The following is a 9,841-nucleotide window of genomic DNA, read 5'->3' as shown; positions in this document are numbered from 1 at the left end:
TTGATGATTTATGGGTGGGTGGGGGCGGGTTTATGACAATTCCGGTGGGGAAGTTTAATTGACTGGAGAATGGGAGGATTTTTGTGTTAATGATAATTGCGGTTTTTGATATGGTAAGTTAAGGCTATATTCCTAAAGTTTTAGCAATCCGATCGCGACTTTTTGCTAAATGTGCTATACTGTAAGCATCTAGTCGATCGCCACGACGTTTTACTAGATAATCTAGGGATTCTTCTAATTGCTTAAACTGAAACCAGGCTAAGGTCTGTGCATCTTGGGGAGCGGGGGTATTTCCTAATACTATATTAGTCATTAAATCCAGATAAACTTGTTGCAGGGAACGACGCACCGGACCAATAGATATTTGTTTTTCGCTAGTCCATAGTTCCGACCAGATGCTATTTGTTAGCATTTCCAATAATTCTGGTATGGTTAAAGCATTACCGGGAGAAGTTTTAAATTCTAAATCCCGCAAACGAGTTAGCCTCGCTGGTGAAAGTAGTTCAGATAAAATTCGACTTTGCACCCACAAAATGCGATCGCTAATCGGATAATCTAAGGACGCAAAACGATTAGGATTTCCCCAATCAGACCATCGAGAAGGAACTAAGCGATTTAACAAGTTCGGAGAAAAATTAAAAGCATCTTCAGCAAATACATATTTGGCTAAAAGTTTCAAAGCCTCCCTTTGCTGAGTGACTGAAATTGGTTCTAAAGGTAAAGAACCGCCACTATTACCAATGCGATAACGATGGAAAGACTGACCCCCTATATATGGTATGGCATTAGCTGCATTATTAGCATAATAACTCAAAATTATATTAAAAGCTGTCAGCAGTTGGTCAGATTCTTGACTGCTGGGAAATGAACGGGTTTCTAACCTATCCCATATCGACCTGGCATTGTCTAATTGCCATTGAGAATAGCGTAACATCTCACTACTGAGATCCCATGGTAGCGCCTCGGGGTCAAGAAAAATTCCCCATACATCTTCATCGGTTGCAAATGCTAGATCTTGAGCAGTTGCCTGTGCTACAATTTCCTGCAATTGGCGAGACTCTAAATAAGGTGTATGTTCTAAAATAGGTTGATATCCATATTGAATCGCCCAGTCATCATAAGCGCCTAACACTACGGGAAAATAATCGCCCTGGGGTTGTCCTGGGGGGGCTAAATTAACTGGTAAATAGTCCATTACTGAGGCGGTCATTCCCCTAGTCCGGGTAATATGGCGATCGTTTAATTCTTCTGGTGTTAGCATGGTACTACCTCGGAAATTGTGTCTTAACCCCAAAGTATGACCAATTTCATGGGCGGTTAAATAACGCAAATATTGATTAATATACTCATCTATAGAATCTTGGTGAAACCTAGGATTCACAGACATGGCGATCGCACCAATAGCCAATTGACGAGTAGATTCTACCTCAAAACAAAAATGCTCCAATGCTATTAAATATTCCTGATTATTAGGGGTGGGTTGTTGCCAATTTCGCCCTAATAAACCATCATGACATTGTGCAGAACTACCCTCGACTAAAATTTCCTGTCTTTGTCGCAAGCTGTCAATGGCTTGACTTTCAATAACCATATCTGCATCTAAAATTTGACCTGTTAAAGGGTTAACATGGGAAGGACCATAACCACTGAAAGGAGAGTTAAAAGATGTAGACCAGCGAATGGTATTATAACGGACATCGGCGGGGTCCCAGGTAGCATTATCCGGCATTTGTCTAACTTTGATCGCATTCATAAAACCCACCTTTTCAAAGGCTTTATTCCACATTAAAGCCCCTTCTGCAATGGCTTCACGGTATGCTAAAGGGATGGTATTTTCTAGCCAAAATACAATGGGTTCTACTGGTGCTGACAAGGGCGCACTAGGGATTTGTTTTTGTAAATTCCAGCGGTTAATATAGCGCACCATTGCGCCTGGTCTGCTGGGGTTAGAAACATCCCGATAAATAGTTGTAAAATAGCCGATTCGTTCATCAGCTAGGCGAGTTCGGTAGCTGTGATCATCAGGAAGGGCGAGAAAACTGTAGCGAATTTGTAGGTTAAATGCACGCCTATCAGAAATAGCCGGGCTATCAGGTACCAGGTTTCTCCCCACTGCTGTAAACCCTAATACTGATGCAACTTCAATATTATTCGGAAAAGCCTTGAGACTAGAAATAGAGGATTTATCAGCATCAAAATTGTAGTTATTTTGTAAACTTAATACCAGTCGAGAAACGACTCCAGAAAATTCGTTATTTCCTACTAACACTGGGCTAAAATCGATTAAAATACTCTGTCTTTCAGGGTGGGTAGCCATGACGGGTAGGGAGTATAAAACTGAATCCCTAAAGGCACGTTCTATGGCGGCGGCTTGCGGTTCTTGAGGATTAATCCGAAAGTTGATATTAGGAATTAATAATTCTATCCGGTTGGGAACAGAACGCAGTTTAAATAGGAAATTTCCTAAATCTTGACCACTCCAAAAGTTAGTATTTTCTAACCCGGACTCCAGGCTAATAAAACACAGAAAATTTTGCCCAAGCTGTTGGGGTTGAATTTCCAGATAAACCTGTCTAGTTTCGGGTTTGTGATAGAGAGTAAACAACCCGATAAATTGTTCTGTGCCCTGGATGATACTATCAAAATCAGGGGGTTGTGTCTGTTGCTGGGATATCTGAAATGGAGCGATCGCCCCTCGGTTGGGGATTTGTGCGATCGCCTGAGTCAACCCCATTGTCACTATGACAAATGAGATCACAACAATTATCAGATATCGGCTTAATCTTCTCATTAACCATTAGGTGTTCTGAGATCGTATTGTTCTAATTTCTGCTCAAAAATCTCAGACGCTTGTTCAGCAGGTATATCCAACATTTGCCACAAATGGGTCAAAAACTCTCGTTCTTTAATAGACAAGACCCCATCAACCAATAACAAATCGCTAACTACTGTAAACACAGTTTCCTGAAGTTGTACAGGTAAAAACTCACGAGCGATCGCCAATAGAGAGTAAGTCCCCTTGAGGGATAGTAACTCAAATAACTTCTCGACTAAATTAGTGAGTTTTTGCTCTGAATATCCGTTAAACAGGGGAAGTTCCGACAATACAACTATAATCCGTTCCCTTTCCTGGGCGCACAGATAGCCGTCAGCACAGATAGCACTAACAGCGATCGCCGCAAACGCCTCCGGGGTAGACAGAGAAATCCGTGTTTCATCCTGTCCTTTAAAGATTTTGTTGAGTATGCTCATCAGAAACCCACTCTCTCAACAACGAATAAAGGGTTCATTGTAGCACAACTTATATTTTACCATTGCCCCCTACTCCGTGATTCCCCCGGAGCAAGGAGCCTGTCCATTATCGTGCGTTACCCCTAGGAAGAGTCAAACCCTCAGCCGCAGCTCGATATTCTTCCACCGCGTCGCTAAAATCAATAGGAAGCACAGCCACGACATTTTCATGAGGACGGGGAATAATTACCCAAGTTTCCAAAGCCCCCCCATATACCTTCTCTACCGCTGCAATACCAGCATCCATAGCGGTTTTCACCTCGGAAACATCTCCTCGTATCATCACCGTAAACCGAGCGCTACCCGCCCGAATATAGCCCACTAGGGTGACACGACCTGCTTTAACCATTGCATCTGCTGCCGCCAAAATTCCTGGAAACCCCTTCGTTTCCAGTGCGCCCACTGCTTGTTGTGACATCGAAACTCTCCTGAGTGAATAATAACCCGTCGCTGCACCTCAAAACTTGAGTCCAGCGACAATTGTTGACAAATTTACCAGAATATGCTATATGTACATACTCCCAACCTGAGCGACCAGTTAGACTCGGAAGGGTTCGCTCTTGGGGGTATGGTGAATAGGAAGAACATCAACAATATTAGGCGGAGGGTTAGGAATGGTGTAGTGAGTAATAATCGTACACCCAAAGGTATTTTGAGCCGCTGCAATACCAGCCTCCATTGCGGGCTTAACTTCCGAAACTCCGCCCCGAATGGCGACCATAAACTCTCCCCGTTCTGCTAAATCAAAATAAACCAAAGTCACCCGTCCAGCTTTAACCATTGCATCAGCCGCCGCCAGTACACCTGGAAAACCCAAGGTTTGAATTACACCCACCGCCTCTGGCATGGAATGTCTCCTCGCTCATTGATATTGCTCAAGCTAATTTTACGCCGAAAATAGCACTTAAACATACTATTGGTTTAGAAAACTTTAGGAACAGTGGACCGCCCAGTGATGATGGTTAACTGTCACCAGACCTGTGGTTCCCGATTCCCGATCGCTGGTATATATAAAATTAGATGGGTTAAGGGACAGACAAAATGGCCACAGGACGTATAGCAGAAATTTTGCGGACAGGTAAACCCGGTGAAGCGGTAACGGTTCAGGGTTGGGTGAGGACTAAACGGGAACTGAAGGAGTTTACCTTTGTTGAGGTTAATGATGGGTCTTGTATGGCTAACCTTCAGGTAGTCCTCAACCCCGATTTAACAGATTATGCAGCAATTTTACGACAACTGAACACCGGCGCATCCGTGGAAGTGGTTGGGGAAATTGTCTCCTCTCCTGCGAAAGGTCAACGTATTGAACTCAAGGCTGATACTGTACAGGTCTATGGTGAGGCTGACCCTCAGACCTATGTTTTGCAGAAGAAGCGACACTCTTTTGAGTTTCTACGCACGATCGCCCATTTGCGATCGCGTACTAACACCTATGGCGCAGTCTTTCGGGTTCGCAACGCCTGTGCGGCGGCGGTTCACCAATTTTTCCAAGAAAGAGGCTTTCTGTGGATACATACCCCTATTATCACCGCCAGTGACTGCGAAGGGGCGGGAGAATTATTTTCCGTCACCAGTTTAGATCTCAATAATCTACCCCTCACCGATACCAAAGCTATAGATTTCTCCCAAGACTTCTTTGGAAAACGCGCATTTCTTACCGTTAGCGGTCAACTAGAAGCTGAAATTATGGCTCTGGCTTTTGGCAATGTTTACACTTTTGGCCCCACTTTTCGGGCGGAAAATTCTAATACTTCTCGCCACTTAGCCGAGTTCTGGATGATTGAACCAGAAATGGCTTTTTGTGACCTTGATGGTAATATGGACTTGGCTGAGGCTTTCCTTAAACATATCTTTAAGTCCGTTTTAGAACAATGTCCAGAAGACCTGGAATTTTTCAACCAAAGAATTGATAATTCCGTCTTGGCTACGGCTGATAATATTATCAATAATGAATTTGAACGCATTACCTATACCGAGGCGATCGCACTATTGGAAAAAAGCGATCGCACCTTTGAATATCCCGTCAGTTGGGGCTTAGACCTACAATCCGAACATGAACGCTACCTAGCTGAAGAACTCTTTAAAAAACCCGTAATTGTTACCGACTACCCCCAGGAAATCAAAGCCTTTTATATGCGTCAAAATGAAGACGGAAAAACTGTCCGCGCCATGGATGTTCTCGCCCCAAAAGTTGGCGAAATTATCGGCGGTTCTCAACGGGAAGAACGCTTAGATATCCTCCAAAAACGTATGGAAGCCTTACAAATTAACCCCGATGAATTATGGTGGTATTTAGATTTGAGGCGCTATGGAACTGTTCCCCATGCGGGTTTTGGTTTAGGGTTTGAACGGGTAGTTCAGTTTATGACAGGGATGGCTAATATTCGTGATGTAATTCCTTTCCCCCGCGCTCCCCAAACCATTGATTTTTAAACAGTCATTTACACGGGTACGTCAGTTTTTAATGTTCCGGTCTATTATCACTATTTGACCGGTTCTGACCCTACCACTACCAAATGTCATTAAAATATGTCCCCTTGACCTATCCGAGAGTTTTAATTAGAGGCTGAATATTAGTTATTTTTAGTTAAAATTAAAGAGGGATTTTTGCAATAATTTAATCCCTTTATTTGCTACATCTGAATAACTCAACTCTCCCGCAAATATGCGGCTCATAGTCGCGGTGGCTGAAGGTTTTTTGACAGCTACTTTATAGCCAAATTGAGGAAAACGGTAAAATATTTGAGCTAATTTCTGAGCCCACATCATCTGATTACCCCATTCCTCATTTATCGTCTCTGTGTACTTATCTAAAGCATTAATATTCCCCCCTAGGGCTTGATTAATTGCTTCAGCAGCTTTTAAACCACTAAAAATAGATGGACGAATACCCTCAGCCGTAAATGGATCAACCACACAAGCCGCTTCTCCTGCTAAAACTGCATTTTGGGTATGTAGTTTTTGTTTACCATCCCACAGAGAAATCGGATGTCCGCATTCGGTAGCATTATCTAAATTCAGGTTAAAAAATGTCGCATAATCTTCTAATATTCGTTTAAAATTTTGTGCTTTGCGTTGTTTAGAAAAGGCTCCGGCTCCTAGGGAATAGCCGTCAGCTTTAGGGAAATTCCAGCCATAACCACTATTGACTAAACCAAACTCAAAATAGGTTTTCATATCCACAGGTTCAGATGTCGGTATTTCTAATTCTAACGCCCCCGCTACCAGTTTCTTTTGTTTGGTAAATCCTAACCATTTTGCCATAGGACCTTTAGCACCATCCGCCCCAATTAAATAACGACCCGTGTAGGTATCTTCCGGGGTTTTAACTAACCAGCGATCGCTCTTAAATTCTATCCCCATAACCTCCGTATTATCTTTAACTGTAGCCCCTTTACTGATAGCCTGTTTCACAATAAAATAATCAAAAACCTCTCGCCTGACCATCCAAATCGGATTGATTTTTAATTCCACCTCTATGGGTTCCGATTTATTCCATGTATAATAAACCACATGAGTTTGCAGAGAAATTGCCGGCGAAAAATCGAAATCAAACCAATCCTGAACTACCGGAGAAACTCCACCCCCACAGGGTTTATATCGTGGCAAAATCGCTTTATCAATAACTAAAATCGAATGACCTTTTTTCGCCAAATGATAGGCTGCTGTCGCTCCCGCTGGACCTGAACCTACAATAATACAATCAAAAATCATTAATTTATCCTTAAAATTAAAAGCAGGGAATTAAAGATTAGTCGGTGTTTCAATAATCTTCTCCCCTGCTCTCTAACTATCTTAACCTGGGTGGGTTTATTATGACGGGGATAGATAGGGCGGGTTTATTATGACGGGGATAGATAGGGCGGGTTTATGTGCATTTATCTGTTACTACCATATAGCCCCGTGAACCCGCCCCTACCAATTACCATATAGCCCCGTGAACCCGCCCCTACCAATTACCATATATCCCGGTGGGTTTACACCCATTAAGGTTTCCGTTGGCGAACTGCTGGAGCCGCCGCCGCCCCATAGTTGATCCGACACCCCACGTTAAAGATGCTTGAACCGCATTCTAAGGGTACTATTTGGTCATTGAGGATGGCGCTACAACTGACATACTCATCGCCATTGGTATCTCTGATCATACACCTAATCGGAGTCGCTCCAGAACTCTTTGACCAAGCCTTCATCCCTAACTCCGCTACTATATGAGACCAAAAAAATGACAGCAAACCGATCGCCGCTACTACGGACAGAACTATTCCTACTTTCAGTTGCCAACTATTGATGATATTTACGAATTTATCCTTGATGCTACTTACCGCCTCTACAGCATTATTACTGGTTTCGGTTGAATTATCTGCCATTTGTTTATTCTCCTGTCGTTTTTTAACAAGATAGCGCATTAACACTCCCTCGTTACCGTCTCCCCTTAACAGCTAATATTTTGATAGCCGATTATGTTAAGTTTTGTTACAAATTGTGGCGATCGCCCTAGTAATGAGAGATAACTATTGACTTGGGCGGGTGGCTGTGCTACCATTTTACATAATGGGAGGCATGACTTTAAAATTATTTTGGTACATATTCCAATTATAAAGCGTAATACTATAATATTACCCGGCATCCCCCCATCTTGTCAACCCCTTTAGAGCGGCGGGCCATTTTTTTTTTAAAATTTAGAGCAATGGAATGGCGGCAATTGTGGAATTAATTAAGCCTTTAACAAGCGGATAAATTCCAGTGGTAAGCCGTCAGCATCAGCAATAAAAGCGACCTCATAAACGCGGTTACTGATTAGCTGTTGGGTAGGGGGAAGGAGAACCTTTAAAGAGGGGATGCGATCGCTTAAATCATGAATCCAAGTAGGTAAATCAGGAGTAATATCAGTCAAGTCAAAGGAGAGATGATAGTAACCGACATAATGTTCATCTCCAAAGGGGTCAGGGGGTGGTGACGGTTCAGGAATTTGGATAAGTTCAAGGCGGCCCAAATCCCCTTGCATCCAACAGGCGAGGGTGTAGCCAGTAGTAAAGCGATCGCTGACATCGAACCCCAACTGCTGATAAAATGCGATGGCGCGATGAATATCAGCGGTGCGAATAGAAGCATGGTGCATGAAGTTATCCCCATCTATTTCAATCACCGTAAATAATAAGGATAAGATGCAGGAGAGTCCTTTTCTTTTTCCTTTTCCAGACTAAAGTTAATCACATCCCAACAGGGTTCAACCTGTGGCGAGGGGCTAAACTCTACAGGAAGACCATATAGACGAGTTTCCGCCACCTCCGATTGGTCACGCCAGGGGGTGTTACGTTCAAGATAAGAACTAATTAACTCCTGGTAACGCTGGGCGATAATGACTCGTGTGGCTCGATATCCCTGAGTATATAAGCGATCGAGGGCTTCGTGTATTTCAAAGCGGATACCGTCAGGATGGGTATGCTGTCGATACCATTCATCCTCCCATAAACGCCATTGTCGCCCGGATTGAAGATGTACCAATTCGCCAGTTTGAGGATCAGCTTCAAAAGCCCCATGTCGAGGACAGAGGTAAGTATCGGTCAGGGTCAAAGCGGGGATTTTTTGGCGACAGTGAGGACAGCGAATCTCCGCCCCAAAAATAGGGTACTGCAAGACAGAATTTATCATGAAAGCGTTTTCCGAGCCAGTAGTGGTCTATTATAACGATGGGTTTTGTATATGTATCAATCAGCCATCCCTTTAAGCTATGAACCTACCTGATCAAGCTCCCATTTGTCCAGCAGTCGGTCATTTTCCCCCACCTGATTTGTCTAAGGCTGCATTTGTCGCCCCAGGTGCGGTGGTGGTTGGTGATGTACAAGTGGGTTCAGGAGCGAGTATTTGGTATACTGCGGTAGTGCGGGGGGATGTTGAACGGATTATTATAGGCGATCGCACTAATATTCAAGATGGGGCTATTCTCCACGGCGACCCCGGATATATTACCCATTTAGAACATGATGTTACCGTAGGTCATCGGGCGGTAATCCATGCCGCCCATATTGAACCGGGAAGTTTAATCGGCATTGGGGCAATTATACTAGATGGAGTGCGAGTCGGTTTCGGTAGTATTATCGGCGCGGGTTCTGTAGTGACCAAAGACGTACCACCGCGATCGCTAATGGTGGGAGTTCCCGCTAAACGTATCCGGGAAATTTCCGAAGCCGAAGTCACAGAACTTATTGACCACGCCCAACGATACGAGAAACTGGCACGATTTCACGCCGGAGGTGGCACGGAGACCGGATTTGAACTAAAATAGGGACGCACTCTAAAAATTCCTTGGCTACCAGTTATCCCATGAGGGATGAAAATGTCGGAGAAATTGTTATAGCCGGGGTGGAAGGTGGAAAATCAGCTTGACACTCCCCGCTCTGAAGAGACGGGGATTCTTGGCTCACCGAGACCACTTAAACTAGATTCCTTGCGTCGTCTAGCCCAGAGGTGGGACTCTCCCCAAGCGTTACTTTCGGTTATGGTCGAAAGGGAAGTCGCCTTCCCCAACTCCAATACAAAACCGTGCTTG

10 protein-coding genes and 1 pseudogene are annotated in these 9,841 nt (G+C 43.8%); 3 read left to right on the top strand and 8 right to left on the bottom strand.

Annotated features, from left to right (window positions below):
* Positions 1 to 124: 124 nt before the first annotated feature.
* The 4 genes from P5674_RS21075 to P5674_RS21060 form a co-directional block, all read right to left on the bottom strand.
* Positions 125 to 2,791: a zinc-dependent metalloprotease gene (locus P5674_RS21075; RefSeq protein ID WP_062945561.1), complete on the bottom strand. Its 2,667-nt coding sequence runs from the start codon at positions 2,789 to 2,791 to the stop codon at positions 125 to 127.
* Positions 2,791 to 3,252 carry a tellurite resistance TerB family protein gene (locus tag P5674_RS21070; protein WP_014274084.1) on the bottom strand — a complete coding sequence of 154 codons (462 nt, stop codon included), beginning with the start codon at positions 3,250 to 3,252 and terminating at the stop codon, positions 2,791 to 2,793. The genes P5674_RS21075 and P5674_RS21070 overlap by 1 nt, the downstream gene beginning before the upstream one ends.
* A 106-nt stretch (positions 3,253 to 3,358) precedes the next feature.
* On the bottom strand, positions 3,359 to 3,709 hold the full coding sequence (locus P5674_RS21065; protein ID WP_006616881.1) for a carbon dioxide-concentrating mechanism protein CcmK: 351 nt from the start codon (positions 3,707 to 3,709) through the stop codon (positions 3,359 to 3,361).
* Positions 3,710 to 3,829: 120 nt separating this feature from the next.
* Positions 3,830 to 4,138, bottom strand: coding sequence for a carbon dioxide-concentrating mechanism protein CcmK (locus P5674_RS21060; RefSeq protein WP_006616882.1), 309 nt, complete (start codon positions 4,136 to 4,138; stop codon positions 3,830 to 3,832).
* Positions 4,139 to 4,332: 194 nt separating this feature from the next.
* On the opposite strand from P5674_RS21060, the gene asnS reads away from it, so the two are divergent.
* Positions 4,333 to 5,724 (top strand): asparagine--tRNA ligase, encoded by a 1,392-nt coding sequence (gene asnS, locus P5674_RS21055; RefSeq protein WP_014274085.1) that lies wholly within the window; start codon positions 4,333 to 4,335, stop codon positions 5,722 to 5,724.
* Between the two features lie 150 nt (positions 5,725 to 5,874).
* Here the strand turns inward: asnS and P5674_RS21050 are convergent, their stop codons facing one another.
* From P5674_RS21050 to P5674_RS21035, 4 genes are all read right to left on the bottom strand, one after another.
* Positions 5,875 to 7,005, bottom strand: coding sequence for a geranylgeranyl reductase family protein (locus P5674_RS21050; RefSeq protein WP_014274086.1), 1,131 nt, complete (start codon positions 7,003 to 7,005; stop codon positions 5,875 to 5,877).
* Between the two features lie 272 nt (positions 7,006 to 7,277).
* Positions 7,278 to 7,658: a hypothetical protein gene (locus P5674_RS21045; protein ID WP_172973462.1), complete on the bottom strand. Its 381-nt coding sequence runs from the start codon at positions 7,656 to 7,658 to the stop codon at positions 7,278 to 7,280.
* 347 nt (positions 7,659 to 8,005) lie between these two features.
* A complete protein-coding gene (locus P5674_RS21040; protein ID WP_006616154.1) occupies positions 8,006 to 8,410 on the bottom strand; it encodes a VOC family protein in 405 nt (134 codons plus the stop codon).
* Positions 8,411 to 8,433: 23 nt separating this feature from the next.
* Positions 8,434 to 8,943 (bottom strand): TIGR02652 family protein, encoded by a 510-nt coding sequence (locus P5674_RS21035; protein WP_006616155.1) that lies wholly within the window; start codon positions 8,941 to 8,943, stop codon positions 8,434 to 8,436.
* A 79-nt stretch (positions 8,944 to 9,022) separates the two neighbouring features.
* Here P5674_RS21035 and P5674_RS21030 point away from each other — a divergent pair, with 79 nt between their 5' ends.
* Entirely contained in the window at positions 9,023 to 9,577 is a 555-nt protein-coding gene (locus P5674_RS21030; protein ID WP_006616156.1) for a gamma carbonic anhydrase family protein, read from the top strand.
* Between the two features lie 84 nt (positions 9,578 to 9,661).
* A pseudogene (locus tag P5674_RS21025) lies at positions 9,662 to 9,841 on the top strand (hypothetical protein); the annotation flags it as partial.

The organism is Limnospira sp. PMC 289.06, from assembly GCF_032350395.1.
Lineage (GTDB): Bacteria > Cyanobacteriota > Cyanobacteriia > Cyanobacteriales > Microcoleaceae > Limnospira > Limnospira platensis.
Note: the sequence above shows the minus strand (reverse complement) of the source record. Positions and strands in the feature narration are given on the sequence as shown.